Below are 24,975 nucleotides of genomic sequence, written 5' to 3'. Positions count from 1 at the left end.
CAACCTTGCCCGATACGCCGTGCCTCAGGCCGCGCCCCAGTTCAAGCGAGTCTTCGATGAAAAGCCAACCCGATGCCGCCAGCCGTGTGGCGGCCGAGGTCGTGACGCAGCTCCCCGTGCCCTCGCGGCTCGGCATGCTGCGCTTCGAACGGCTGAACGAAGCCAGTTGGGCGATGCTCTACCTCGATCCGGCCTGCGACCGCCAGTTCGGCCTGCCCGCCGCCGAGCTCTGCGCCCTGATCGGCTCGCCCTATGCCAGCCTCATGGAGCCGGAGGCACGCTACAAGCTGCACGACGAGATCCAGCTGCAACTGTCCCAACGCGGCTACTACCGGGTGCGCTATACCCTGCACGCCAGCCCCGCGCCACTGCGCCTGTTGGAAGTCGGCGAAAGCTACAAGCAGCACAACCGCCAATTGTTGCGCGGCTACCTGACGGTGTTCGACGACCAACAGCAGGACGCCCCCGACCTCGACGCCAACGACCTGGAGTCGCGCAACAACCGCCTGCAATTGGCCCTGCAACTGAACCAGCGCGCCCAGCAGGAGCAGCTCGAGCACCTCGACCGAGTACGCGCCCAGCAAGACCTGATCCTGCGCCTGGCGCGCCAGCGCTACAGCGTCGGCAATTCGCTGCTCGAAGCCGCCGAGCTGATCACCCGCAGCGCGTGCGAGATCTACCGGGTCGACTGCGCCAGCATCTGGTACCTGAACGACCAGCGCCTGGAGCCGATCAGCGCCTGGTACCGCCGCGAACAGCAGCACCGCATGCCCGAGGCGATCGACGCCAGCCGCTTCCCCGACTACCTCGAAGCCCTGCACGCCAGCCGCGCCATCGATGCCCACAACGCCAGCCACGACCCGCGCACCCGTGAGATGGCCGAGTCGCTGTACAGCACCGACGACAACGCCATGCTCGATGCCAGTATCCGCATCGATGGCCAGGTGGTCGGCGTGCTGTGCCTGGAGCAGACCGGCCAGCCGCGGGCTTGGCAGTCGGACGAAATCGCCTTCGCCGGCGAGCTGGCCGACCAGTTCGCCCAGGTCATCAACAACCACAACCGACGCACCGCCGCCAGCGCCCTGCACCTGTTCCAGCGGGCCGTGGAGCAGAGCGCCAGCGCCTTCCTGCTGGTCAACCGCGACGGCGTGGTGGAGTACGTCAACCCCAGCTTCACCGCCATCACCCAGTACAGCACCGAGGAAGTCCAGGGCCACCACCTGGCCGAACTGCCGGCGCTGGAAAACCTCAGCGAGCTGTTGTTCGACTCGCCGTCGAGCCTGGCCATGGGCAACAGCTGGCAGGGCGAGTTCAAGAGCCGGCGCAAGAACCTCGAGCCCTACTGGGGGCAACTGTCGATCTCCAAGGTGTACGGCGACAACCGCGAGCTGACCCACTACATCGGCATCTACGAAGACGTCACCCAGAGCAAGCTGGCCCAGCAGCGCATCGAGCGCCTGGCCTACACCGACAACCTGACCAATCTGGGCAACCGCCCGGCGTTCATCCGCAACCTCGACGAGCGCTTCGCCCGCGACAGCAACAGCCCGATCTGCCTGCTGCTGGTGGACATCGACAACTTCAAGCGGATCAACGACAGCCTCGGCCACCAGACCGGCGACAAACTGTTGATCAGCCTGGCCCGACGCCTGCGTAACAGCCTGAGCAACGGCGGCAGCCTGGCACGCTTCGCCAGCAACGAGTTCGCCGTGCTGCTCGACGACACCAGCCTCGATGACGGCCAAAGCGTGGCCCACCAGTTGCTGCGCACCCTCGACAAGCCGATGTTCGTCGACAACCAGCTGATCAACGTCACTGCCTCCGTGGGCCTGGCCTGCGCGCCGCTGCACGGCAGCGACCCAGCCACGCTGATGAAGAATGCAGGCCTGGCCCTGCACAAGGCCAAGGCCAACGGCAAGCACCAGGTCCAGGTGTTCACCGAGGTGCTCAACGCCGAGGCCAGCTACAAGCTGTTCGTCGAGAACAACCTGCGCCGCGCCCTGACCCAGAACGAACTGGAAGTGTTCTACCAGCCCAAGCTGTGCCTGCGCAGCGGTCGCCTACTGGGCCTGGAAGCGCTGCTGCGCTGGAACCACCCCGAGCGCGGCATGATCCGCCCCGACCAGTTCATCAGCGTGGCCGAGGAAACCGGCTTGATCATCCCCATCGGCAAGTGGGTGGTGCGCCAGGCCTGCCGCATGAGCCAGCAACTGCGCGAGGCTGGCCTGGGCAACCTGCACGTGGCCATCAACCTGTCGCCCAAGCAGTTTTCCGACCCGGAGCTGGTCGGCTCGATCGGCAGCATCCTCAAGGAGGAAGCCTTGCCGCCGCACCTGCTGGAGCTGGAGCTGACCGAAGGCCTGCTGCTCGAAGCCACCGAAGACACCCACCGCCAGCTCGACGAGCTCAAGGCCCTGGGCCTGACCCTGGCCATGGACGACTTCGGCACCGGTTACTCGTCGCTGAGCTACCTGAAGAAGTTCCCGATCGACATCATCAAGATCGACCGCAGCTTCATCAACGAAATCCCCGACAACCAGGACGACATGGAGATCACCTCGGCGGTGGTGGCCATGGCCCACAACCTCAAGCTCAAGGTGGTCGCCGAAGGGATCGAGACGCCCGAGCAGCTGGCGTTCCTGCGTCGGCACCGCTGCGACGTCGGCCAGGGCTACCTGTTCGACCGCCCTATCCCAGGGCGCGAGCTGAGCGAAAAACTGCGCCGCTATCCGCGTGGGCCGGTGGACTGACAGCGGCACAAACCTCGGGCACTATAGGAACCATTCGGCCCCCATCGCCGGCAAGCCGGCTCCCACAGTAGAACGTATAACCCTGTGGGAGCCGGCTTGCCGGCGATCGGGCCAACACCTTTCCAACTGAAAAGACACAGAGGAACGGCCATGGTCCTGCGTTCGGAAATCCTGGTGAACAAAAACGTCCTGCCCACCGCGGAACAGGCCCTGCCTGGCCGCGAAACCCCGATGACCCTGCCCGAGTTCCACTACGTATTCGAAGGCACCCCGCTGCTCGGCCCGTTCTTCGAAGGCGACATCGATTTCGCCATCTTCGGCCTGGGCTGCTTCTGGGGCGCCGAACGGCGCTTCTGGCAGCGCGAAGGCGTGGTCAGCACCGTGGTCGGCTACGCCGGCGGCTTCACCCCCAACCCGACCTATGAAGAAGTCTGCTCGGGCCTGACCGGCCATACCGAAGTGGTGCTGGTGGTGTTCGACAAGAACAAGGTCAGCTACCGCGAATTGCTGGCGATGTTCTGGGAGCTGCACAACCCGACCCAGGGCATGCGCCAGGGCAACGATGTCGGCACCCAGTACCGCTCGGCGATCTACTGCACCTCGCCGCAGCAACTCGAGGAAGCCCAGGCCAGCCAGGCCGCCTTCCAGGCCGAACTGAGCAAGGCAGGCTTTGGCGAGATCACCACCGAGATCGCCCAAGCGCCGACCGTGTACTTCGCCGAGGCCTACCACCAGCAGTACCTGGCCAAGAACCCGGACGGCTACTGCGGCATCGGCGGCACCGGTGTGTGCCTGCCGCCCAGCCTGCAGGGCAACTGAGCCATGATCCTGTTCCATTCGCCGTTGTCGCCGTTCGTGCGCAAGGTGATGATCGTCCTGCACGAGACCGGCCAGCTGAGTCGCGTCACCGTGCAGGGCGTCAACATCAGCCCGGTGAGCGGCGACGATCAGCTCAACCGGGACAACCCGATCGGCAAGATCCCGGCCCTACGCCTGGACGATGGCAGCGTGCTGCACGACAGCCGGGTGATCTGCGAATACCTCGACAGCCAGCACGTCGGCCTGCCGCTGATCCCCCGTGAGGGCTCGGCGCGCTGGCGCCGCCTGACCCTCGCCTCCCAGGCCGACGCGATCATGGATGCTGCGGTAGCCACGCGCTACGAGACCTTCCTGCGCCCGGTGGACAAGCAGTGGGACGGTTGGGTGACAGCGCAGGGCGAGAAGATCCGCCGCAGCCTGGCCAACCTGGAACAGGAGCACCTGGCGGAGCTGGCTTCGGGGTTCGACCTGGCAGCGATTGGCGTGGCCTGCGCGCTGGGCTACCTGGACCTGCGCCAGCCGGAGTTCGGTTGGCGTGAGCAGCAGCCGGGGCTGGCGGCGTGGTATGCCGAGGTGTCGAAGCGGCCGTCGATGGTGGCTACAGCCCCTGTAGCCTGATACACCGCAATCGCCGCGGTTCGTCGCCACGGCAAGCCGGCTCCCACAGGGTTCAGCGCAATCCTTGTGGGAGCCGGCTTGCCGGCGATTGGGCTGCACGGCAGCCCCGGCGTTATCGCGGTATCACAGGAAACAACTGCGCAATCCTGAACGCCAACCAACGCCCGATCTCTCTGTCCTCCCTCATACGCCCCTCCCCACTCGCGACCAGTCCAACCGGCGGGTCAGCACCATGAACACGCCCAGCAGGCCAAAGCACAGCAACGAGCCCATCAGCAGTGCGTAGTCCTCGGCGCTGAGCAGCCCGTAGAGCATGCCGTACAACGCCGCCAACCCCGCCGCAAAGCCCACCCCGCATCCCAGGCTGCGCAGCACATGCACCAGGTAGAAGCCGATCAGCAGCACACAGCCCGACGCCGACAGCCCATAGGCCAGGCCGAACCCCAGGTGCTCCGACAACGACAGCAGCAGCAGGTAGAAGAACGCCAGGGCCACGCCCACCAGGATGTACTGCACCGGATGCATGCTGAGGTTCTTCAGCACCTCGAACAGGAAGAAGCCGGCGAAGGTCAGGGCGATGAACAACAGTGCATACTTGATCGCCCGCTCGCTCTTGAGGTACTGATCCACCGGATCGACGAAGCTGACGCCGAAAGCCCGGTCGGTGAAGTCAGCGCACTTCTGCGCCGTGGCGCACAGGCGCACCGCCTCTTCCAGGTTGGTGGCGAAGAACGTGGTCTGCCAGTGGGCGCTGAAGCCTTTCTCGTCGATGGCGCGGCGGCTGGGCAGGAAGTTGCCGATGAAGCTCGGGTGCGGCCAGTTGGCGCGCATGTCCACGGTACTGCTGCGCCCGACCGGCAGCACGGCCAGTTGCCCGGTGCCCAGCAGGTCCAGGTCGAAGGCATAGGTGAACTCCCGGGCCTGCGGCTCGCTGAACTGCGGCAGGTCCACATGCACGCCGCCAGGCAACCAATCGACACCGTTGCCGGGCTGGAACGGCAGGCTCTGGTCGTCCAACTTCAGTTCAAGGCTGTTCTCGATGCCACGGATATCACTGATGCCGACCATCAGCCGCGGCTTGTCGAAGCGATAGTCGTCGTAGTCCTTCTCGATGCCCCAGCGCTCGGGCAGCTTGAAGCGGCCGCTGATCCTGCTCTTGGCATGGAACAGGCGCGCCTGGTAGATGCCCCGGGCACGCAGCTCGGTATCGACGCCCACATCCATTTCGAAGGTTTCCGGCAGGAAGTACAGCTGGCCGTGGACCGTACTGGTTTCCTGGACGCTCTTGCCGTCCTTGTCGATCCAGCGGCGCTCGTACTTGCGATAAGGCACCACCACGACCGGGCCGCTGACCAGCTGGTCGAAGCTGGAGCTCGCGGCGATCTCGCCAAGCACGTTGTTGCGCAGTTGCTGACGTTCGTCGATCAAGCCGCCGATCATCAGCAGGGGAATCAGCAGCAGCAGGATCAGCACGGCGATCAGGCCGAGCTTGAAACCTAGGGTCTTGTTCATGGGGTTGGGCTCCGTTTGCGATGCGGGCAGTGTCTGCCCACTGCGTGGAGCCCTTGGGGAGGGAATGTGGAGATTGTGTGGAGATTGGCGCATGCCATGCGCAAATCCCTGTGGGAGCCGGCTCGCCGGCGAAAGGGCCGCAAAGCGACCCCCGGCAATTCAACTGACGCGCCGCGCCGGCAGCCACAACCTCACCCGCACGCCACCCTCGACGTTGTCCACCGCCAACGCCCCGCCGTGCAGCTGCATCACCTCAGCGACGAAGTTCAGCCCCAGCCCGCTGCTCTTGCGCCCGGTCCCCGGTCTTGGCAGCGAATAGAACCGCTCGCTGACCCGGCCCAGGGCATATTCGGGGATAGCCTGACCCTGGTTGAACAGGCTCAAGGCCACCCGCTCGCCGTCGCGCTCCAGCTCAAAGGCCAGCGCGCCTTGCTGCGGGGTGAAATCCAGCGCGTTGTCCAGCAGGTTGGCCAGCGCCTGGCGCATCAGGAATGGATCGCACAGCAGCCTGAGCCCTGCCGGGATCCGCTGGCGAACCTGCAACCCGGCACCGTCGATCCTCGTGCCATGGGCCAGCAGCAGTTCGTCGACCAACGCCGCCACCGCCACCTGCTGCTCATCCTCCAGGGCCTGCATCTGCTCGACCCGGGCCAGGTTGAGCAGGCGCTCGATCATCTGTTGCAGACGCTCGCTCTCGCGCTCGATATTGCCGGCAAAGCGCGTACGCTGCTCTTGCGGCATGTCGCCCTGAAGCAGCTCCGAGGCGCCACGGATCGCCGCCAGCGGGCTTTTGAGTTCATGGGTGAGCGTATGCACGTAGCGTTCGACATAAGCCTTGCCTTCGAGCTGCGTGCGCATGCGCTCCACCGCCGTGGCCAGCTGCAGCAGCTCGCCGCCCTTGTAGTGCGGCAGCGCGGCGCGCTGGCCTTCGCTGACCGCCTGGGCATAGTGGGTGAGGCGGCGCAGCGAGCGGGTCAGCCACCACGACAGCGCCGCACCGACCAACAGGCCGAGCACGATCAGCCCCAGGCCGAGGATCAGCAGGCGCCGCTCGGAACGGTCGATGTATGGCTGCAGCGAGCTGTTGGGCTTGGCCACGGTGACCACGCCGATGATCTGGCCGCCGTCGAGGATCGGCGCCGCCACATGCATCACCGAGGTGCTTTCGTCATCCGGGTCGCTGCGGGTCGAGCGTGCGCCGTACTGGCCACGCAGGGTGAGATAGACGTCGTTCCAGCGCGAATAGTCCTTGCCCAAGTCCTGGCCACTGGAGTCGAGCAGAACGATGCCCTTGGCATCGGTCACGTAGATCCGGTGGCTGACCTGGTTTTTCGCCAATCCCCAAATCTGCGCGCTGGGGCGGCGCTCGCCATAGGAAGCCAGCACCTGCGACAGGCGGCTCTGGGTCAGGGTGCCGTTCTTAACATCGTCATGAAGGATCTCGGCCAACAGGTTGGCGGTGTCCACCAGGGTTTCTTCCGATGACTGACGCACCACCGGGCGGATCTGCTCGCGCACCGTATTGAGCAGGAAGTAACCCGCCAGGCCGACGAACAGGAAGTACACCAGGAAAATGCGAATCCCCAGGCGCATCAGGCGTGCTCCGGGCTGTAGCTGTAGCCCAGGCCGCGATGCGTCTGGATCGCCTCGGCGTCAGGGGCGACCTGGCGCAGCTTGGCGCGCAGGCTCTTGATATGGCTGTCGATGGTGCGCTCGTAGCCCACGTCCGAAGCCACGCCCAAGCCATCGAGCAGTTGCTCGCGGCTGAACACCCGGCGCGGTTGCTCGAGCAGGCTTTGCAGCAAGCGGAACTCGTGGCGGGTGAGCGCCAGCGCCTGGCCCCGGTAGCTGATGCGCATCGCCAGGGTATCGAGCTGGAACGGCGTGCTGTCGCTGGCCACTTCAACCCTCGGCGCCATGCGCTTGAGGATCGCCCGCACCCGCGCCGCCACCTCGCGTGGGCTGAACGGTTTGACCACGTAGTCGTCGGCGCCGATCTCCAGGCCCAGCACGCGGTCGATCTCGGCGTCGCGGGCGCTGAGGAACATCACCGGCACCTCGCTGAAGCGGCGCAGCTGGCGGCAGGTCTCGAAGCCACTGATATCGGGCAGGCCGATATCGAGGATCACCAGGTCGGCCGGGCGCAGGCGCTGCTGCTCGACGGCGGCGCTGCCGAGGGTCACCCACTCGGTGCTGTGGCCATCGGCCTGCAGGGCGTAGATGAGGGTGTCGGCGATGGCGGATTCGTCTTCGACGATGAGGATGTGGGGCATCTGAGCGGCAAGCCTCGAGCTGCAAGCTTCAAGTGAAAGCGGATCGCGGCAACTTACACCGATCCGCCGTTTCTTGCAGCTTGTCGCTCTATGCTTGCAACTGCTGTATCAGCAGCCCGGCTTGCCTGCCGTGAACTTCTCGCGCGGATCCACCGCCGCCTTGAACTTGCGCAGGGCCTTGGAGCCGATCAACAGCGGATAGCGGAAATTGCTGCGGTCGACCAGGTTGACCTCCACGGTGCGTTTCACATCGCCCAGGCACATTTCCAGGTCGATCACCGGGCGATGCGAGAGCGCTGGCGACTCCTCCTCGTCATCTTCCTCGGCGCGGTTCTTGATCTTGCTGATACGCGACACTTCATGCTCGTAGAGCTTGTCGCTGGCGCCCTCGGTCGCCAGGCGGAAGCGCACCCACTCGTTGCCATCACGGGTGAACATCTCGATGTCCTTGGCCGACAGCGAAGCGGTCCAGGCGCCGGTATCCATCTTGGCTTTGAGGGTCTGGCCGATCTCCGGCAGCTTGATGTTCTCGTAACGGCCATAGAGCGTCGGTTCGGCGGCCATTACCGGCAGCGCCAGAAGGGACAGCAGGGCAAGCAAGGGTTTCACAGGGCAGGCTTCCTTGAGAGGGGTCAGTGCTTAGACTGTGCGGGCAGGATAGGTTCGTCGCCACAGGTTAAACAACATAATGTGAAACATTTGTCCCAGTTAATGGACGTACGACGTTTGGCTAAGGGCCATACCCTGCTTATCATTGCCAACCGTTCACCTCACACAACAAGAGTCCCCTTATGCGTCGCCTGCTGACCGGCATCCTCACCCTCACCCTGCTGCTGCTCAACACCCTGGTGCTGATCGGCCCGCTGCTGGTCTTCGCCCTGCTCAAGCTGGTGCTGCCGGGCCGTGGCCGCGACTACGCGTCGGCCGCGGTGATGTGGATCGCCGAAACCTGGTCGGAAATCGACAAGGCCATCTTCGCCCTATGCATCCCCACCCAATGGGACATCCGCGGCGTCGACACGCTGCGCCAGGACACCTCGTACCTGTGCGTGAGCAATCACCAGACCTGGGTGGATATCCCGGCGCTGATCGAGAGCCTCAACCGCCGCGTGCCGTTCTTCAAATTCTTCCTCAAGAAAGAGCTGATCTGGGTACCGCTGCTGGGCCTGGCCTGGTGGGGCCTGGATTACCCGTTCATGAAGCGCTACAGCAAGGCCTTCCTCGACAAGCACCCCGAACTCAAGGGCAAGGACCTGGAGATCACCAAGGCCGCCTGCGAGCTGTTCAAGCGCCAGCCAGTGACGGTGGTCAACTACCTCGAAGGCACCCGCTTCACCGAGGCCAAGCGCGCCGAGCAGCAATCGCCCTACCGTCACCTGCTCAAGCCCAAGGCCGGCGGCGTGGCTTTCGTGCTGGCGGCGCTGGGCGAGCAGCTGGATGCGCTGCTCGATGTGACCATCGTCTACCCGGGCGACAAGGCGCCGGGGTTCTGGGACCTGCTCAACGGCAGCATCAGCCGGGTGATCATCGACATCCGCGTGCGCGAACTGGACCCGGCGCTGTGTGAGGGCGATTACGAGAACGACCCGGCGTTCCGCCAGACCGTGCAGGCCTGGGTCAACCAGCTGTGGCTGGACAAAGACCAGCGGATCGCGCAATTGCGCGCAGAGATGCGCTGAAACCAATGGCCCTGTCGCGCTCTTGCCCGCGATAGGGCCTATGAATACCCCACCAAACCCCGATTAAAATCCAGATTTATAATCGACATAAGCAACTCTTTGTTTGTCACCACCCGCCTGAGTGGATAAAAATCGATCAACCACAACTACAAGAAAAGCCAGGATCGATCGATGGCCAACCCTCCCTGCTCCGCCCCCGCGCAACTGCGCCGCGTCCTAGGCCTGCCCGCCCTGGTGTTCTTCGGCCTGGTGTACATGGTCCCGCTGACCATCTTCACCACCTACGGCATCGTCACCGAACTCACCGGTGGCCGTACCGCCGGAGCCTACCTGGTCACCCTGCTGGCCATGCTGTTCACCGCCACCTCCTACAGCTTCATGGTCAAGCGCTTCCCGGTCGCGGGCTCGGCGTACTCCTACACCAACATGGCGTTCGGCCCCAACGTGGGTTTCCTGGCGGGTTGGTCGCTGCTGCTCGATTACCTGTTCATCCCGATGATCAATTACCTGCTGATCGGGCTGTTTCTCAACATCGCCTTCCCGGCCATCCCGGCCTGGGCCATCGTGCTGGCGGCCATCGCCGTGGTGACCGTGCTCAACGTGGTCGGCATCCACTCGGTGGCCAAGACCAGTAACCTGATCGTCGGCGCGCAGATCGTCTTCATCGGCGTGTTCGTCGCCCTGTCCTGGCAGGGCCTGGCCGGGCAGCCGGTGGACCTGCTGGCGCCGCTGCGCGGTGATGGCAGCGCGCCGGGCTTCGCTACCTTGATGGCGGGGGCAGCGGTGCTGTGCCTGTCGTTCCTCGGCTTCGATGCCGTGTCGACCCTGGCCGAAGAATGCAAGGACGCCCGCCGCGACGTGCCGCGGGCGATCATCCTCACCACCCTCGGGGCCGGGCTGCTGTTCACCGTGCTGGCCTATGTCAGCCAGCTGGTGCTGCCGGGCAGCACCTTCGCCAACACCGATGCCGCGGCCAACGAAGTGATGATGAAGGCCGGCGGCCAGTTCCTCGCCAACTTCTTCACCGCTGCCTTCGTTGCCGGCAGCCTGGGCTCGGCGCTGGCCTCGCAGGCGGCGGTGTCGCGCATCCTGTTCACCATGGGCCGCGACCGCGTGCTGCCGCAGCGCAGCTTCGGCTACCTGTCGCCGCGCTTCGGCACGCCGGTGTTCGCCACCCTGCTGGTGTCGGCGTTCTCGCTGCTGGCACTGGTGATCGACCTGGCCACCCTCGCCTCGCTGATCAGCTTTGGCGCGCTGGTGGCGTTCTCGGCGGTGAACCTAGCGGTGGTGAAGACCCACCTGATGGATGACGTCAACCAGCGCACACCGCTGGGCCTGCTGCGCTATGGCGCGGTGCCGCTGGTGGGGTTGAGCCTGACCTTGTGGCTGTGGACCAGCCTGTCGGCGCTGACGCTAGTGATCGGCTTGTGCTGGTTTGCGTTGGGGCTGGCGTACTTGGCGGTGCTGACGGCTGGTTTCCGTCGACCGGTGCAGTTGGTGGATTTCTCCGAGACCGCATAGTCCCACACATTTTCTGTAGGAGCGGGCTTGCCCCGCTCCTACAACATCTTGGATCAGACCGACGGGGTGGCTACCGCCGGGCTACCCCACAAACTTCCCAGGTTTTGCAGCAACGACCCGGCAATCCCCTGCTGCCCCAGGTACTGCAGGATCAACGGCGCGAACTGGCCGATCATCCCGGTATCCATGCCCAGCGCCTTGAAGGCGTTGTCCAGGTCATTGCGGTTCTCGACTTCACCGCCTAGCGCATTGCTCAAAGCCGAGCTGTTCTTGTCATTGCCCAGCAACTGCCCCAGGCCGTTCAGCCCACCCAGCGCATTGTTGCCGGACAGCAGGTCGAGCCCCGGCACGGCCTTGGTCAACTGCCCGTAGTCATCGCCGCTGAGGTTGTTGCGCGCCAGGCCCAACATGGCCCCCGCGCCGCCGATAGCCTGCTCGGGGGTGATCTTCAATTCGCTGCCCAGCGTATTGAGCAGGTTGGCCTGGGCGGCTGGCGCTTGCCCCTGGGCCTGTTGGTTCTGGTTCTGTATGGCCGAGACGGCATTGGCCGCGTCGCTCAGGTTGAAGGCGAACACCGGGCTTGCAGCCAGGGTCATCAGAGTTGCCAGGGTGAATGCTTTCATCGGGAGAGACCTCGTCGGCCGAAATGGCCGGGAAACGAGGGGTTGGACTGGGGTGCCGGGGGTTTGTTCCGGGCCGGCCATCGGTGTTCATCCCAGGGCCAATCGCTGGCAAGCCAGCTCCCACAGTGGATTGCGCGATAGCCTAAGCCCTGCGTGGTCCTGTGGGAGCCGGCTTGCCGGCGATAGGCCGCACTGCGGCCCCGGCTATTTCAACCCGGCTGATAGAACCCCGATGCAGGCACCTGCTTCAACGCCCCCACCAACGCATCGACCTGCCCCCAGGCGACGGTCAGGTGCTGCAGGCTCGACGCCTGGAGCTGCTTCAGATCGCCTTCGGTCGCCAGTTCCTGGGCGTGGTAGCCGTCGGTATAGGCGATGAACATGAAATGGCAGACGTTCATCAGCACTTCCTCGATGGGCACGGCGCCTTCGAGGATGGCGGTGGAGAGGGATTGACCGGGTGGGAGCTGGAATTTGGCGTGGAGGTCTTCGGGTGGGTCGGGAACGATTTTTTTCATGGCAGTCACCTGAATGCAGTGATGCTGCACCATTCGTTTCCACACAAAAATGGTGGCAGCTGTACACGGGGTGGAAACCCGGATGCATTCAGGAAAACCCGGTAGGCATAAAGCCTCCCGCGTACAGCCGCCATGACGACACGTTCCAGAATGCGTATCCGGGTTTCCACACCCGATCGCTGAACCGACAGCGACCGGGAGAGCCTAGTGAGCAGGATTTCCTCGGACAATCAGACGTGCATCGACAGATCGCGCAGGATATTTCCTGCACTCTCATGAATCCAGTGAGAAACAACCCGAGAATCAGTAGGAGGTTTCCGCAGACCTGATATTTTTGCCAGTTGTCACTTGGCTAACCTTCGTCGCAGAGTGGAGCAAAACCTGCTTCCAGACGGAGCTCACATGGCACAACAATACAAGCTCAAGTCAGGCATCAGCTTGCTGGCTTCAGACATGCAAGGATCCATTCTGCTCCACCGCCAACTGTCGGACGAACGTAGATTATCGTATGCGCCTTACGGAGGCTTCTCCGCAGTATTAACCAAGCCCCTTGCCTTAGGTTTCAACGCTCAACTACGTGAAGACACTGGCCACTACCTGCTGGGTAACGGATATCGAGTATTCAACCCACAATTAATGCGTTTCATCTCGGCGGACCACCTAAGCCCATTCGGTGGCGGCGGCATCAATAGCTACATGTACTGCTCAGGTGACCCCATCAATAACATTGATCCAAGCGGTCACGTTGTTATTAAAAGGCCCCTTGGGCATTTACTGGACCCCATTGGAATCGATCAGGGAAGGCTGTTCGAGTCTTTCACAGAAAATGGGAAACGCATGCTTAACGCGAACAAACCAGTCAAACTGGGAACAGAGTACAAAGAAGCCATATCCAAAGGAATTAATGAGTCGAATGCGTTAATCGAAAAATTCAACCGATACAACTCAAGAGCACACGCCCAGCAATACATCGCGCAAGAGAAACAAGTAGAAACAGCTCAAAAAACCATGGCGAGAAGTACCGGCTCAGACAGGGGTGAAAGAGCGCATTACAATCGGGCCAGTGAAGCCGAAACAACGGCTCAATCACAAATGAAATTCTTGCGAGCACAATACAATTTCATAGGTGACTGGCTAGAGTTAAGAGCTATTCAGCCATCACTCCAGAGTGACATTTCAAAAGCAAACCAAGTACTGAGACTGGGGGAGTCTTAACTGACACTCCCACCAGCCCTGCATAACAGTACGTTAAACATCTAAAAAACCAATGCCCCGAAACGGGGCATTGGTGCATTCTATCAAGCCGCACTAAACGTCTTATGCGGATCAATCACAAACTTCTTCGGCACCCCCGCATCAAACTCGCCATACCCCTCGGGCGCCTGATCCAGGCTGATCACCTGCACCCCCACCACCTCAGCAATGTTGATGCGATCCCACATGATCGCCTGCATCAGCTGGCGGTTGTACTTCATAGTCGGGGTCTGCCCGGTGTGGAAGCTGTGTGACTTGGCCCAGCCGAGGCCGAAGCGGATGCTCAGTGCGCCGATCTTGGCGGCGGCATCCACCGCGCCCGGGTCTTCGGTCACGTACAGGCCCGGGATACCGATCTTGCCGGCGACCCGAGTCACTTGCATCAGCGAGTTGAGCACGGTGGCCGGTGCTTCGTGCTTGGCGCCTTCATGGCCATGGCCACGGGCCTCGAAGCCAACGGCATCCACCGCGCAGTCCACTTCCGGCTCGCCGAGGATATCGATGATCTGCTCGTGCAGCGGGGTGTCCTTGGACAGGTCGACCACCTCGAAGCCCTGGGACTTGGCGTGGGCCAGGCGCAGCGGGTTGAGGTCGCCGACGATCACGCAGGCGGCGCCCAGCAGGCGGGCGGACGCTGCGGCGGCCAGGCCGACCGGGCCGGCTCCCGCGACGTACACGGTGCTGCCTGGGCCAACGCCTGCGGTGACGGCGCCGTGGTAACCGGTAGGGAGGATGTCGGACAGGCAGGTCAGGTCGCGGATCTTCTCCATGGCCTTGTCGCGGTCCGGCAGTTTCAGCAGGTTGAAGTCGGCGTACGGCACCAGCACGTATTCGGCCTGGCCGCCGGTCCAGTCGCCCATGTCGACATAGCCGTAGGCGCCGCCGGCGCGGGCCGGGTTGACGGTAAGGCAGACACCGGTGTGCATCTCTTTGCACGAACGGCAACGGCCGCAGGCGACGTTGAACGGCACCGACACCAGGTCGCCGATCTTCAGGCGTTCGACGTCACGCCCCATCTCGACGATTTCACCGGTGATTTCGTGGCCCAGTACCAGGCCGACCTGGGCGGTGGTGCGGCCACGGACCATGTGCTGGTCGGAGCCGCAGATATTGGTGGAGACCACCTTGAGGATGACACCGTGCTCGATCTTCTTGCCGCGCGGGTCCTGCATCTTGGGGTAGTCGATCTTCTGCACCTCGACCTTGCCCGCGCCGAGATACACCACTCCACGGTTACCAGACATGCTCTTACCTCGCTTGATTTGTATTTATGCAGCGGTGGTGGAAAGCGCCGCCTTTCCGTGGGCGGCCTGTGTTACTGGAATGAAGGGATTGTGGGCTTGATGGGGGATCGGGCGGTGACTGGATGCGACAGGGGGATGCCTGTTTGCGGCGCAAAAACCTGGGGCCGCTTTGCGGCCCATTCGCTGCGGTTCGTCGCCACGACAAGCCAGCTCCCACAGTGTCCGCGCAGAACCTGTGGGAGCTGGCTTGCCAGCGAAAGGGCTGCGCAGCAGCCCCGGCGATCTATCAGAGCACGACCGTGCGATTGGCGTTGAGGAACACCCGCCGTTCGATGTGATAGCCGACCGCCCGCGCCAGGGTCAGGCACTCGATATCCCGCCCCTTGGCGATCAGGTCTTCCGGGTAGTGGCTGTGATCCACCACCTCCACGCCCTGGGCGATGATCGGCCCTTCGTCCAGGTCGTTGTTGATGTAGTGCGCGGTGGCGCCGACCATCTTCACGCCCTTGTTGTAGGCCTGGTGATACGGCTTGGCGCCCTTGAACCCAGGCAGCAGCGAGTGGTGAATGTTGATCGCCCAACCATCCAGCCGCCGGCACAGCTCCGGCGACAGCACTTGCATGTAGCGGGCGAGGATGACGAGTTCGGCGCCGCTCTCCTCGATCACCTGCAGCACCTTGCGCTCCTGCGCCGGCTTGTCGTTGGGGTCGAGGGCGAAGTGGTAGTAGGGAATCTTGTGCCAGTGCGCCAGGGGCTCCAGGTCGGGATGGTTGGACACCACCGCGACCACGTCCATCGCCAACTGGCCGATGCGCTGGCGGTACAGCAGGTCGTTCAGGCAATGGTCGGCCTTGGACACCATGATCACCACCTTGGGGCGGTGGTTGGGCGCAGTCAGCTCGAAGGCCATGCCGAAGGCTTCGCTGCGTTCGGCGAGGCCGGCACGGAAGCCCTCCTCGTCGAAGCCGTCCGCGGCGCGGAACTCCACACGAATGAAGAACCGCCCCGAAAGCCGGTCATCGAAGGAGTGGTGCTCGGTGACGTAGCAGCGCTGCTCGTAGAGGTGACGCGTCACCACATCGACCGTGCCGAGCATGCTCGGGCAGTCGGCGGTGAGAATCCAGGTGTCCGGTGCCCGACTCATGGTGCTGCTCCTTAGGCTTCGATGGCCAGGCCGTACTCGGCCGATGCGTCCTGCAGCCACAGCCACCAGTAGTCGGAGAAGCTGCGGCGAATCACCAACTCCCAGGTGTCCTCGGCGGTGCGGCGGATCACCAGTTGCGACTTGGCGAACACAGTGCCGACGGCCTTGCCGACCGGGAAGTTGTTCGGGTGTACATCATAGCTGGTGGATTTCATCAGCACGTCGCGCACGTTGGGGCCGCGCAGCTCGAGCAGGGTCTGCCCGCCGGTGACGTTGACCACCTGGATGTGCTGGCCGTCGAGGGCATCGCGCAGCTTCTGCTCCACAGTGAACTCCTGGCCGCCGGGGACGATCAGCAGCCACTCGTCCGGGCCGACCCACTGCAGCGACATCTCATTGTTGGCGACCACCGTCAGGGCCACCGGCAGCTCCAGGCCAAGGGCCTTGTGCACGCCGCCGGCGAAGGCCTGGTCATGGCCGTCGCCACGCAGGGTCAGGTGGCCGAGGAATTTCTTTTCGCGCAGGGTCACGCCTGCGTTCTTGCGGCCCTTGCCGACCAGGCTGGCCAGGTCGGCGTGGTGCAGTGGCGACTGAGCCTTGGCGTCGGCGCCGGGGTTTTGCTGGAAGACGTTGATAGCGCTCATTTCTTACCTGCCTTGAATTCGTGTTCGTCGAAGCGATGCAGCAACTGGATGGATGCGCTGGCCCCATCGCTGGCAAGCCAGCTCCCACAGGGACCGCGTCGACCTCAGGAACTGCATCGAACCTATGGGAGCCGGCTTGCCGGCGAAGGGCCTGGCCTGCACCCACAGGGCCCGGAATCAAACGTTCTGCCGCTCACCCTTCGGATCGAAGAACACCGAGGACACGATTTCCGCCTCGATCACGCTGCCATCGGCCTGCGGCGAATACACCCGCTCGCCCATGCGCTTGAGACCGCCCTTGACCACGCCCATGGCGAACGAATAGCCCAGGGAGTTGGCCGCGTAGCTGGAGGTGACGTGGCCGACCATGTCCATCGGGATCGGCTGCTTGGGGTCGAACACCAGCTGGGCGCCCTCCGGCAACCACACGTTCGGGTCCACAGGCTTGAGGCCCACCAGCTGCTTGCGATTGTCGCGGGTGGTGTCTTCACGGTTCATGCCGCGCAGGCCGATCCACGAGAAGGCCTTGTTGCGGCCCACGCACCAGCTCATGTTGAGGTCGTCCGGGGTCATCGAGCCGTCGGTGTCCTGGCCGACGATGATGAAGCCCTTCTCGGCACGCAGCACGTGCATGGTTTCGGTGCCGTACGGGGTCAGGTTGTACTTTTTGCCCGCCTCGACGATCTGCTCCAGCACGCCCATGGCGTAGTTGGCCTGCACGTTGATCTCGTACGACAGCTCGCCGGTGAACGAGATGCGGAACACCCGCGCCGGCACGCCGCCGACCAGGCCTTCCTTCCAGCTCATGAACGGGAAGCCGTCCTTGTCCAGGTCGATGTCGCTGACCTCTGCCAACAGCTTGCGGCTGTTGGGGCCGGACAGGGTCATGGTCGCCCAGTGGTCGGTGACCGAGGTGAAGTACACCTTCATTTCCGGCCATTCGGTCTGGTGGTACAGCTCCAGCCACTGCAGCACGCGGGCTGCGCCGCCGGTGGTGGTGGTCATGATGAAATGGTTGTCGCCGACGCAAGCGGTCACGCCGTCGTCGAAGACCATGCCGTCTTCCTTGCACATCAGGCCGTAGCGGGCCTTGCCCACGTCGAGCTTGGTCCAGGCGTTGCTGTAGATGCGGTTGAGGAACTCGCGGGCGTCCGGGCCCTGGATATCGATCTTGCCCAGGGTCGAGGCGTCCAGCAGGCCGACGCTGTCACGCACGGCCTTGCATTCGCGGGCCACGGCGGCGTGGATGTCTTCGCCGGGCTTGGGGAAGTACCACGGGCGCTTCCATTGGCCGACGTCCTCGAACTCGGCGCCGTTCTTGATGTGCCAGGCATGCAGCGCGGTGAAGCGCACCGGCTCGAACAGGTGGCCGCAGTGCCGGCCCGCTACCGCGCCGAAGGTCACCGGCGTGTAGTTGGGGCGGAACATGGTGGTGCCCATTTCCGGGATGCCTATCCCCAGCGAACGGGCGGCGATGGCCAGGCCATTGATGTTGCCCAGTTTGCCCTGGTCGGTGCCGAAGCCCAGCGCGGTGTAGCGCTTGACGTGCTCGACCGACTCGAAGCCTTCGCGGGTGGCCAGCTCGATGGCCGCGGCGGTGACGTCATTCTGTTGGTCGACGAACTGCTTCGGCGCACGGGCGGTGCCTTTATCGTGGGGCACCTGGAACAGCGCCACGGTGGCCTCTTCCTTGCGCGCCAGGGTTTTCGGCAAGGTGCCGACGCTGGCCTTGAAGCCGGCCTCGGTGGCGGCGCGAACACCGCCTTCGAAACCGTCGGCGATCACGTCACCGAGGGCGTAGACGCCGTTCACGCCACCGACGCACACACGCTTCTGCGGGGCATCGCCCGGCACGAAGCCGAGGATGTCTTCACGCCAGACCGGGCGGCCGCCCAGGTGCGAGGCAAGGTGTACCACCGGGCTGTAGCCGCCGGAGGTGGCGATCAGGTCGCAGTCGAGGGTTTCACCGGGGCTGGTGACCTTGTGCGCCTGCACATCGATGGCGGCCACACGGGCGCCGGTGACGTGCTTGCTGCCTTTGGCCTCGATCACGGCGCTGGAGGTGAGGATGCGGATGCCCTTGGCACGCGCTTCCTCGACCAGCGAACCACGTGGATTGTGGCGGGCATCGGCGATGGCCACCACCTGCAGGCCGGCATCGTGCCAGTCCAGCGCGGCGCGGTAGGCATGGTCGTTGTTGGTCGACAGCACCAGCTTACGGCCTGGGGCCACACCATAGCGGCGCACATAGGTGGACACGGCGCCAGCGAGCATGTTGCCCGGCAGGTCGTTATTGCCGTACACCAGCGGGCGCTCATGGGCGCCAGCCGCCAGCACCACGCGGTTGGCGCGCACACGGTGTACGCGCTGGCGCACCTGGCCGATCGGGGCGCGGTCACCAAGATGGTCGGTGAGGCGTTCGTGGATGGTGAGGAAGTTGTGGTCGTGGTAGCCGTTGACCGTGCTGCGCGGCAGCAGGGTAACTTCCGGCAGGCTTTCCAGCTCGGCCACAACCGCACTGACCCAATCGGCGGCCGGTTTGCCGTCGAGGGTTTCACGGCTATCGAGCAAGGTGCCGCCGAACTCTTCCTGTTCATCGGCGAGAATCACTCGGGCGCCGCTACGGGCGGCAGCCAGCGCGGCGGCCAGGCCGGCGGGGCCGGCGCCGACGATCAGCACGTCGCAGTGCTGGTTCATGTAGTCGTAGCTGTCCGGGTCGTTCTGCAGCGGCGCGCGGCCCAGGCCCGCGGCCTTGCGGATGTACTTCTCGTAGGTCATCCAGAACGACTTGGGGTACATGAAGGTCTTGTAGTAGAACCCCGGCGGCATCATGTTGCCGCCGACCTTGCCGATGATGCCCATCATGTCGTTGTTGACGTTCGGCCAGCCGTTGGTGCTGCTGGCCACCAGGCCTGCGTACAGGGCCTGCTGGGTGGCGCGCACGTTGGGGATCTGGGTGGCTTCGCTGGCGCCGATCTGCAGGATCGCGTTCGGCTCTTCGGTACCGGCGGCGATGATCCCGCGTGGGCGCGAGTACTTGAAGCTGCGCCCGACGATGTCGACGCCGTTGGCCAGCAGCGCGGCGGCCAGGGTGTCGCCGGCATAGCCCTGGTAGGTCTTGCCGTTGAAGGTGAAGTTCAGCACCTTGCTGCGGTCGATACGGCCGCCGCTGGCGAGGCGATAGGTCTGGCTCATACTTTTTCCCCTTGGCCCTTGGCGGTCGCTGGCGCGCTGCTCTGTTTCGAGGCGGCGGTGACCTGAGGCTTCTCGCCGATCTTGTAGGTTTCCAGAATCTCGTAGGTCACGGTGTCGCGGGTGATGTTGAAGTACTGGCGGCAGCCGGCAACGTGATCCCACAGCTCGTGGTGGATGCCACGCGGGTTGTCGCGGAAGAACATGTAGGTGCCCCACTCCTCGTCGGAGCAGGCGTTCGGGTCCAGCGGGCGGGCGATATGCGCCTGGCCGGACGCGTGGAATTCTTCCTCGGAGCGCAGCTCGCCGCAGTGGGGACAGAAGATTTGCAACATGACGGTTGTCTCCGGGTCAGTGGGCGACGGCAGCGGCGCCGTGTTCGTCGATCAGCGCACCGTTGTAGAAACGGTCGATGGAGAAAGGCGCGGCCAGCGGGTGCATCTCGCCCTTGGCCAGGCTCGCGGCGAACACGTTGCCCGAGCCCGGGGTGGCCTTGAAACCGCCGGTGCCCCAGCCGCAGTTGAAGAACATGTTCTTCACCGGGGTCTTGGAGATGATCGGGCAGGCGTCGGGGGTGGTGTCGACGATGCCGCCCCACTGGCGATTCATGCGTACGCGGGAAAGGATCGGGAACATCTCGACGATCGCCTGCAGGGTGTGCTCGATGACCGGGTACGAACCGCGCTGGCCGTAGCCGACCCAGCCGTCGATACCGGCACCGATCACCAGGTCGCCCTTGTCGGATTGGCTGATATAGCCATGCACGGCGTTGGACATGATCACGCTGTCGATGATCGGCTTGATCGGCTCCGAGACAAGTGCCTGCAGGGGATGCGATTCCAATGGCAGGCGGAAGCCGGCGAGCTTGGCCATGTGCCCGGAGTTACCGGCGGTGACCACGCCGACGCGCTTGGCGCCGATGAAACCTTTGTTGGTCTCGACACCGATCACCGCGCCGTTTTCCTTACGGAAACCGATCACTTCGGTCTGCTGGATCAGGTCCACGCCCAGGGCGTCGGCGGCACGGGCGAAGCCCCAGGCCACGGCATCGTGGCGAGCCACGCCGCCACGTCGTTGCACGGTGGCGCCGAGGATCGGGTAGCGAGTGTTTTTCGAGCAGTCCAGGTAGGGGATCTCGGCCGCCACCTGTTCGGTGCGGATCAGCTCGCCGTCGACACCATTGAGGCGGTTGGCGTTGACCCGGCGCTCGGAGTCGCGGATGTCCTGCAGGGTGTGGCACAGGTTGTAGACGCCGCGCTGGGAGAACATCACGTTGTAGTTGATGTCCTGCGAGAGGCCTTCCCACAGCTTCATGGCATGCTCGTACAGATGAGCCGACTCGTCCCAAAGGTAGTTGGAACGCACGATGGTGGTGTTGCGGGCGGTGTTGCCGCCGCCCAGGTAGCCCTTCTCGATCACCGCGACATTGGTGATGCCGTGCTCCTTGGCCAGGTAGTAGGCGGTGGCCAGGCCGTGGCCGCCACCGCCGACGATGACCACGTCGTAGACCTTCTTCGGCGTTGGCGTGCGCCACATGCGCTGCCAGTTCTCGTGGTGGCTGAGAGAGTGCTTGAAGAGGCCGAAGCCCGAATAACGTTGCATGGTGTTCTGCTCCACTCAGCGGTAGACCGGGAAGTCGGCGCACAGCGCGGCGACGTTCTTGGCCACATCGGCCTCGACATCGGCGTCGCCCAGGTTGTCCAGCACATCGCAGATCCAGCCGGCCAGGGCCACGCACTGGGCGACCTTGAAGCCGCGGGTGGTGACGGCCGGGGTGCCGATGCGCAGGCCCGAGGTGACGAACGGCGACTGCGGGTCGTTGGGCACGGCGTTCTTGTTGACGGTGATATGGGCGCGGCCCAGGGCGGCGTCGGCGTCCTTGCCGGTCAGGCCCTGGCGGATCAGGCTGACCAGGAACAGGTGGTTGTCGGTGCCGCCGGAGACCACGTCGTAGCCGCGCTCGATGAACACCTGGGCCATGGCCTGGGCGTTTTCGATGACTTGTTTCTGGTAGGCCTTGAACCCAGGCTCCAGCGCTTCCTTGAAGCACACCGCCTTGGCGGCGATCACGTGCATCAGCGGGCCGCCCTGGGCGCCGGGGAACACGGCGGCGTTGAGCTTCTTCTCGATCTCTTCGTTGGACTTGGCCAGGATCAGGCCGCCACGCGGACCGCGCAGGGTCTTGTGGGTGGTGGTGGTGACCACGTCGGCGAAGGGGATCGGGTTGGGGTACAGGCCGGCGGCGACCAGGCCGGCGACGTGGGCCATATCGACGAACAGCAGCGCGCCGACTTTATCGGCGATCTGGCGGAAACGCGGGAAATCCAGGGTCTTGGAGTAGGCCGAGAAGCCGGCGACGATCATCTTCGGCTTGTGCTCGACGGCGAGGCGCTCGACCTCGTCGTAGTCGATCAGGCCAGTTGCGGTGTCGATCCCGTATTGAACGGCGTTGTACAGCTTGCCCGAAGACGACACCTTGGCGCCGTGGGTCAGGTGGCCGCCGTGGGCCAGGCTCATGCCCAGGATGGTGTCGCCGGCCTGCAGCAGGGCCAGGTACACGGCGCCGTTGGCCGAGGAGCCGGAGTGCGGCTGGACGTTGGCGTAATCGGCGCCGAACAGCTGCTTGGCGCGCTCGATGGCCAGCGCCTCGACTTTATCCACATGCTCGCAGCCACCGTAGTAGCGCTTGCCTGGGTAGCCTTCGGCGTACTTGTTGGTCAGGCCGCTGCCCTGGGCCTGCATCACGCGCTTGCTGGTGTAGTTCTCCGAGGCGATCAGCTCGATGTGATCTTCCTGGCGCTGTTCCTCGGCATTCATCGCCGCCAGCAGTGCGTCGTCATAACCCTGGATCTGGTCTTGCTTGCTGAACATCGTGTATCTCCCGGCAGCGATCGTTTCTTGTCTGGTGAGGGTTTTCCCACCCTTTGCAGCGATGGTATGACCGGGCCGGGGCGCACAGATGCCTGCGCGCGCCTTGCAATGGCGCGTTTACGACATTGCTACCCCAAGCGCCACACAGCCCAGTGGGAGCTGGCTTGCCGGCGATGGGGCCAGACGCAGAAACGTCGCTGAATGGGCGGACGCTATCGCCGGCAAGCCGGCTCCCACAGGGATAGCGATGGCCTGTATAGGCAACCGCCAAATCGATGGTTTAGAGTGCGTGCCTGCGTCGTACAAAAGGACAGGCGTCATGACCGACAACAACCAACAATTCGCCAGCGACAACTACTCCGGCATCTGCCCCGAAGCCTGGGCCGCCATGGAAAAGGCCAACCAGGGCCACGAACGCGCCTACGGCGACGACCAGTGGACCGAGCGCGCCTCGGAATACTTCCGCAAGCTGTTCGAGACCGACTGCGAAGTGTTCTTCGCCTTCAACGGCACCGCCGCCAACTCCCTGGCCCTGGCCTCGCTGTGCCAGAGCTACCACAGCGTGATCTGCTCCGAGACCGCCCACGTCGAGACCGACGAATGCGGCGCGCCGGAGTTCTTCTCCAACGGCTCCAAGCTGCTGACCGCGCCTAGCGTCAACGGCAAGCTCACCCCCGAGTCGATCCGCGAAGTAGCACTCAAGCGCCAGGACATCCACTACCCCAAGCCACGGGTGGTGACCCTCACCCAGGCCACCGAAGTGGGCACCGTCTACCGCCCCGACGAGCTCAAGGCGATCAGCGCCACCTGCAAGGAGCTGGGCCTGAACCTGCACATGGACGGCGCACGCTTCACCAACGCCTGCGCCTTCCTCGGCTGCTCGCCAGCCGAGCTGACCTGGAAGTCTGGCGTCGATGTGCTGTGCTTCGGCGGCACCAAGAACGGCATGGCGGTGGGCGAGGCGATCCTGTTCTTCAACCGCGACCTGGCCGAGGACTTCGACTACCGCTGCAAGCAGGCCGGGCAGCTGGCCTCGAAAATGCGCTTCTTGTCGGCGCCGTGGGTCGGGCTGCTCGAAGACGGCGCCTGGATGCGCCATGGCCGGCATGCCAACCACTGCGCGCAGCTGCTGGCGTCGCTGGTGAGTGACCTGCCGGGGGTGGAGCTGATGTTCCCGGTGGAGGCCAACGGGGTATTCCTGCAGATGCCGGAACATGCGCTGGAGGCGCTGCGCAACAAAGGCTGGCGCTTCTATACCTTCATCGGTAGCGGTGGTGCACGGTTCATGTGCTCGTGGGATACCCAGGAATCGCGCGTGCGGGAGCTGGCGGCGGATATCCGCGCTATCTTCAACGCCTGACAGGCCGCCATCGCCGGCAAGCCGGCTCCCACAGGGTTAAGCGATCACCTGTGGGAGCCGACTTGCCGGCGAAACGAGCGCAAAGCGCTCGCCTGCGATTCAAAGGCGGAAGCCACCCATCTGCCGCGCCAGGTCATCGGCCAGCCCACGCAGCGCCTGGCACTCGTCGCGGCAACCCTGCACTTCGCTGGCTGTCTGCCGCGCCAGGTCGGAAATCCCCTGCACCGTCCGGTTGATCTCCTCGGTCACCGCCGACTGCTCCTCGGTGGCCGTGGCCACCTGCTCGTTCATGCCGCTGATGCGCTCGACCTGATCGGTGATCGCACCGAGCGAGGTGCCGGTACGCTGGCTCGACTCGACCCCGTTGCCGGTGGCCGTTTGCCCGGCCTGCATCGACGCCACCGCCATGCCGGCGCCGTGCTTGAGGCGCTGGATCATCTGCTGCACTTCGTCGGTGGACACCTGGGTGCGCCGCGCCAAGGTGCGCACTTCATCGGCGACAACCGCGAAACCCCGGCCCATCTCGCCGGCCCGCGCCGCCTCGATGGCGGCGTTGAGCGCCAGCAGGTTGGTCTGCTCGGAGATGCTGCGGATCACCGCCAGCACTTCATCGATCGAGGCAACCTCGTCGGCCAACTGGGTCACGGCCTCGGCGGCGCGCCCAATCTCGCCGGACATACCCTCGATATTGTGGATGGAGCGGCGCACCACTTCCCGCGCCTGCAGCGCCTCATCCCGCGCCGACTGCGAGGCGTGGGCGGCGGAGCCGGCGTTCTGGGCGATGTCCTGGACGGTCAGGCCCATCTCATGCACGGCGGTGGCGACCATCTCGGTCATCTCCTGCTGGCGGCCCGAGCGCTCGGCGGTGTTGTCTACCACCAGGGTTACCTGCTCCACCGACCGGTGCAGGCGCTCGGTGGTGTTCAGCACTTCGCCGATCAGGCCGCGCTGGC

At 64.3% G+C, this 24,975-nt stretch carries 21 protein-coding genes; 7 read left to right on the top strand and 14 right to left on the bottom strand.

Features of this window, described 5'->3' with window-relative positions:
- Window positions 1–56: 56 nt before the first annotated feature.
- From KSS90_RS01840 to KSS90_RS01830, 3 genes are all read left to right on the top strand, one after another.
- Entirely contained in the window at window positions 57–2,750 is a 2,694-nt protein-coding gene (locus tag KSS90_RS01840) for a putative bifunctional diguanylate cyclase/phosphodiesterase (RefSeq protein ID WP_217868014.1), read from the top strand.
- Window positions 2,751–2,900: 150 nt separating this feature from the next.
- On the top strand, window positions 2,901–3,569 hold the full coding sequence (gene msrA, locus KSS90_RS01835; RefSeq protein WP_023632108.1) for a peptide-methionine (S)-S-oxide reductase MsrA: 669 nt from the start codon (window positions 2,901–2,903) through the stop codon (window positions 3,567–3,569).
- A 3-nt stretch (window positions 3,570–3,572) separates the two neighbouring features.
- The gene (locus KSS90_RS01830) at window positions 3,573–4,187 is read left to right on the top strand and encodes a glutathione S-transferase (protein WP_217868013.1); all 615 of its coding nucleotides are present in this window, start codon (window positions 3,573–3,575) and stop codon (window positions 4,185–4,187) included.
- A gap of 183 nt (window positions 4,188–4,370) precedes the next feature.
- Here KSS90_RS01830 and creD read toward each other — a convergent pair whose 3' ends face one another.
- The 4 genes from creD to rloA2 form a co-directional block, all read right to left on the bottom strand.
- Entirely contained in the window at window positions 4,371–5,699 is a 1,329-nt protein-coding gene (gene creD, locus KSS90_RS01825) for a cell envelope integrity protein CreD (RefSeq protein WP_217868012.1), read from the bottom strand.
- Window positions 5,700–5,858: 159 nt separating this feature from the next.
- The gene (gene creC / locus KSS90_RS01820; protein ID WP_217868011.1) at window positions 5,859–7,292 is read right to left on the bottom strand and encodes a two-component system sensor histidine kinase CreC; all 1,434 of its coding nucleotides are present in this window, start codon (window positions 7,290–7,292) and stop codon (window positions 5,859–5,861) included.
- Entirely contained in the window at window positions 7,292–7,972 is a 681-nt protein-coding gene (gene creB / locus KSS90_RS01815) for a two-component system response regulator CreB (RefSeq protein WP_038707205.1), read from the bottom strand. Before creB ends, creC begins: the two co-directional genes overlap by 1 nt.
- A gap of 108 nt (window positions 7,973–8,080) precedes the next feature.
- The gene (gene rloA2 / locus KSS90_RS01810) at window positions 8,081–8,581 is read right to left on the bottom strand and encodes a retropepsin-like aspartic peptidase RloA2 (RefSeq protein WP_217868010.1); all 501 of its coding nucleotides are present in this window, start codon (window positions 8,579–8,581) and stop codon (window positions 8,081–8,083) included.
- 182 nt (window positions 8,582–8,763) lie between these two features.
- Here rloA2 and yihG point away from each other — a divergent pair, with 182 nt between their 5' ends.
- Together yihG and KSS90_RS01800 are read left to right on the top strand one after the other, a co-directional pair.
- The gene (yihG, locus tag KSS90_RS01805) at window positions 8,764–9,651 is read left to right on the top strand and encodes a 1-acylglycerol-3-phosphate O-acyltransferase, YihG family (RefSeq protein WP_046857441.1); all 888 of its coding nucleotides are present in this window, start codon (window positions 8,764–8,766) and stop codon (window positions 9,649–9,651) included.
- A gap of 171 nt (window positions 9,652–9,822) precedes the next feature.
- Window positions 9,823–11,172, top strand: a complete 1,350-nt coding sequence (locus tag KSS90_RS01800) for an APC family permease (protein WP_217868009.1) — start codon at window positions 9,823–9,825, stop codon at window positions 11,170–11,172.
- A 53-nt stretch (window positions 11,173–11,225) separates the two neighbouring features.
- Here the strand turns inward: KSS90_RS01800 and KSS90_RS01795 are convergent, their stop codons facing one another.
- Both KSS90_RS01795 and KSS90_RS01790 read right to left on the bottom strand, forming a co-directional pair.
- A complete protein-coding gene (locus KSS90_RS01795) occupies window positions 11,226–11,795 on the bottom strand; it encodes a DUF2780 domain-containing protein (protein ID WP_217868008.1) in 570 nt (189 codons plus the stop codon).
- A gap of 209 nt (window positions 11,796–12,004) precedes the next feature.
- A complete protein-coding gene (locus tag KSS90_RS01790; protein ID WP_217868007.1) occupies window positions 12,005–12,313 on the bottom strand; it encodes a hypothetical protein in 309 nt (102 codons plus the stop codon).
- A 402-nt stretch (window positions 12,314–12,715) separates the two neighbouring features.
- Here KSS90_RS01790 and KSS90_RS01785 point away from each other — a divergent pair, with 402 nt between their 5' ends.
- On the top strand, window positions 12,716–13,528 hold the full coding sequence (locus KSS90_RS01785) for an RHS repeat-associated core domain-containing protein (protein ID WP_217868006.1): 813 nt from the start codon (window positions 12,716–12,718) through the stop codon (window positions 13,526–13,528).
- Between the two features lie 83 nt (window positions 13,529–13,611).
- Here KSS90_RS01785 and fdhA read toward each other — a convergent pair whose 3' ends face one another.
- From fdhA to KSS90_RS01750, 7 genes are all read right to left on the bottom strand, one after another.
- Window positions 13,612–14,811, bottom strand: coding sequence for a formaldehyde dehydrogenase, glutathione-independent (gene fdhA, locus KSS90_RS01780; RefSeq protein ID WP_217868005.1), 1,200 nt, complete (start codon window positions 14,809–14,811; stop codon window positions 13,612–13,614).
- A gap of 286 nt (window positions 14,812–15,097) precedes the next feature.
- Window positions 15,098–15,955, bottom strand: coding sequence for a formyltetrahydrofolate deformylase (gene purU, locus KSS90_RS01775; protein WP_023631289.1), 858 nt, complete (start codon window positions 15,953–15,955; stop codon window positions 15,098–15,100).
- Between the two features lie 11 nt (window positions 15,956–15,966).
- Window positions 15,967–16,599 carry a sarcosine oxidase subunit gamma gene (locus KSS90_RS01770; RefSeq protein WP_217868004.1) on the bottom strand — a complete coding sequence of 211 codons (633 nt, stop codon included), beginning with the start codon at window positions 16,597–16,599 and terminating at the stop codon, window positions 15,967–15,969.
- A gap of 177 nt (window positions 16,600–16,776) precedes the next feature.
- Window positions 16,777–19,794 (bottom strand): sarcosine oxidase subunit alpha, encoded by a 3,018-nt coding sequence (locus tag KSS90_RS01765; protein ID WP_217868003.1) that lies wholly within the window; start codon window positions 19,792–19,794, stop codon window positions 16,777–16,779.
- A complete protein-coding gene (locus KSS90_RS01760) occupies window positions 19,791–20,126 on the bottom strand; it encodes a sarcosine oxidase subunit delta (RefSeq protein ID WP_217868002.1) in 336 nt (111 codons plus the stop codon). The genes KSS90_RS01765 and KSS90_RS01760 overlap by 4 nt, the downstream gene beginning before the upstream one ends.
- A 16-nt stretch (window positions 20,127–20,142) precedes the next feature.
- On the bottom strand, window positions 20,143–21,393 hold the full coding sequence (locus KSS90_RS01755) for a sarcosine oxidase subunit beta family protein (RefSeq protein ID WP_046857448.1): 1,251 nt from the start codon (window positions 21,391–21,393) through the stop codon (window positions 20,143–20,145).
- Between the two features lie 15 nt (window positions 21,394–21,408).
- Complete coding sequence (locus KSS90_RS01750) at window positions 21,409–22,662, bottom strand: serine hydroxymethyltransferase (RefSeq protein ID WP_217868001.1); 1,254 nt, start codon at window positions 22,660–22,662, stop codon at window positions 21,409–21,411.
- A gap of 319 nt (window positions 22,663–22,981) precedes the next feature.
- Here KSS90_RS01750 and KSS90_RS01745 point away from each other — a divergent pair, with 319 nt between their 5' ends.
- Window positions 22,982–24,022, top strand: a complete 1,041-nt coding sequence (locus KSS90_RS01745; protein WP_217868000.1) for a threonine aldolase family protein — start codon at window positions 22,982–22,984, stop codon at window positions 24,020–24,022.
- A 99-nt stretch (window positions 24,023–24,121) separates the two neighbouring features.
- On the opposite strand, the gene KSS90_RS25810 is transcribed toward KSS90_RS01745, so the two are convergent.
- On the bottom strand, window positions 24,122–24,850 hold the full coding sequence (locus tag KSS90_RS25810) for a methyl-accepting chemotaxis protein (protein ID WP_437180079.1): 729 nt from the start codon (window positions 24,848–24,850) through the stop codon (window positions 24,122–24,124).
- Window positions 24,851–24,975: the final 125 nt, after the last annotated feature.

The sequence above is a fragment of the Pseudomonas maumuensis genome (genome assembly GCF_019139675.1).
Taxonomy (GTDB): domain Bacteria; phylum Pseudomonadota; class Gammaproteobacteria; order Pseudomonadales; family Pseudomonadaceae; genus Aquipseudomonas; species Aquipseudomonas maumuensis.
The sequence above is the reverse complement of the archived record's forward strand: the minus strand, read 5'-3'. Positions and strand labels throughout refer to the sequence as shown.

Excerpts from the sequence above, each read along its gene's own strand:
- KSS90_RS01840 (WP_217868014.1), top strand. The coding sequence starts at position 57 with ATGAAAAGCCAACCCGATGCCGCCAGCCGTGTGGCGGCCGAGGTCGTG.
- msrA (WP_023632108.1), top strand. The coding sequence starts at position 2,901 with ATGGTCCTGCGTTCGGAAATCCTGGTGAACAAAAACGTCCTGCCCACC.
- KSS90_RS01830 (WP_217868013.1), top strand. The coding sequence starts at position 3,573 with ATGATCCTGTTCCATTCGCCGTTGTCGCCGTTCGTGCGCAAGGTGATG.
- creD (WP_217868012.1), bottom strand. The coding sequence starts at position 5,699 with ATGAACAAGACCCTAGGTTTCAAGCTCGGCCTGATCGCCGTGCTGATC.
- creC (WP_217868011.1), bottom strand. The coding sequence starts at position 7,292 with ATGCGCCTGGGGATTCGCATTTTCCTGGTGTACTTCCTGTTCGTCGGC.
- creB (WP_038707205.1), bottom strand. The coding sequence starts at position 7,972 with ATGCCCCACATCCTCATCGTCGAAGACGAATCCGCCATCGCCGACACC.
- yihG (WP_046857441.1), top strand. The coding sequence starts at position 8,764 with ATGCGTCGCCTGCTGACCGGCATCCTCACCCTCACCCTGCTGCTGCTC.
- KSS90_RS01800 (WP_217868009.1), top strand. The coding sequence starts at position 9,823 with ATGGCCAACCCTCCCTGCTCCGCCCCCGCGCAACTGCGCCGCGTCCTA.
- KSS90_RS01795 (WP_217868008.1), bottom strand. The coding sequence starts at position 11,795 with ATGAAAGCATTCACCCTGGCAACTCTGATGACCCTGGCTGCAAGCCCG.
- KSS90_RS01790 (WP_217868007.1), bottom strand. The coding sequence starts at position 12,313 with ATGAAAAAAATCGTTCCCGACCCACCCGAAGACCTCCACGCCAAATTC.
- KSS90_RS01785 (WP_217868006.1), top strand. The coding sequence starts at position 12,716 with ATGGCACAACAATACAAGCTCAAGTCAGGCATCAGCTTGCTGGCTTCA.
- fdhA (WP_217868005.1), bottom strand. The coding sequence starts at position 14,811 with ATGTCTGGTAACCGTGGAGTGGTGTATCTCGGCGCGGGCAAGGTCGAG.
- purU (WP_023631289.1), bottom strand. The coding sequence starts at position 15,955 with ATGAGTCGGGCACCGGACACCTGGATTCTCACCGCCGACTGCCCGAGC.
- KSS90_RS01770 (WP_217868004.1), bottom strand. The coding sequence starts at position 16,599 with ATGAGCGCTATCAACGTCTTCCAGCAAAACCCCGGCGCCGACGCCAAG.
- KSS90_RS01765 (WP_217868003.1), bottom strand. The coding sequence starts at position 19,794 with ATGAGCCAGACCTATCGCCTCGCCAGCGGCGGCCGTATCGACCGCAGC.
- KSS90_RS01760 (WP_217868002.1), bottom strand. The coding sequence starts at position 20,126 with ATGTTGCAAATCTTCTGTCCCCACTGCGGCGAGCTGCGCTCCGAGGAA.
- KSS90_RS01755 (WP_046857448.1), bottom strand. The coding sequence starts at position 21,393 with ATGCAACGTTATTCGGGCTTCGGCCTCTTCAAGCACTCTCTCAGCCAC.
- KSS90_RS01750 (WP_217868001.1), bottom strand. The coding sequence starts at position 22,662 with ATGTTCAGCAAGCAAGACCAGATCCAGGGTTATGACGACGCACTGCTG.
- KSS90_RS01745 (WP_217868000.1), top strand. The coding sequence starts at position 22,982 with ATGACCGACAACAACCAACAATTCGCCAGCGACAACTACTCCGGCATC.
- KSS90_RS25810 (WP_437180079.1), bottom strand. The coding sequence starts at position 24,850 with ATGGTCGCCACCGCCGTGCATGAGATGGGCCTGACCGTCCAGGACATC.